Origin of the sequence: Pseudomonas sp. HY2-MNA-CIBAN-0224 (genome assembly GCF_040310285.1) — a bacterium.
GTDB classification, from domain to species: Bacteria; Pseudomonadota; Gammaproteobacteria; order Pseudomonadales; family Pseudomonadaceae; genus Aquipseudomonas; species Aquipseudomonas helleri.
In genome coordinates, this window is record NZ_JBEOPQ010000279.1 from 1 (window position 1) to 342 (window position 342).

Below are 342 nucleotides of genomic sequence, written 5' to 3' on the forward strand. Positions count from 1 at the left end.
GTCTACGATTGCTCACAAGACTGAAAATCGTGGTGAATACTTAGCAGCTCGCCAGCAAAAAGCCAAAATTTTTCCAGCCAGTACGGTATTTAAACAGATACCACCTTGGGTCATGGCGTTTGAAGTCGTAGAAACGTCGCAAGTCTTTATGCGTACCGTTGCCAAAATTGAACCAGAATGGATTATCTCAGCGGCAGGTGATTTATTAAAATATCACTACTTTGAGCCGCATTGGTCGAAAAAGACGGGGCGTGTCAAAGCTTACGCGCAGATCAGCTTATTTGGTTTGATTATTATCAGTAAGCAGCTGACCAATTACGAGCAAGTCAATCTGGTTGAGTC

The 342-nt window shown here is 43.3% G+C and carries 1 protein-coding gene; it reads left to right on the plus strand.

Annotated elements, in window-relative coordinates; translation table 11 throughout:
• Positions 1-342: oligonucleotide/oligosaccharide-binding fold domain-containing protein (locus AAEZ03_RS26390; RefSeq protein WP_350582715.1), on the plus strand; the 342-nt coding region annotated here is incomplete at both ends.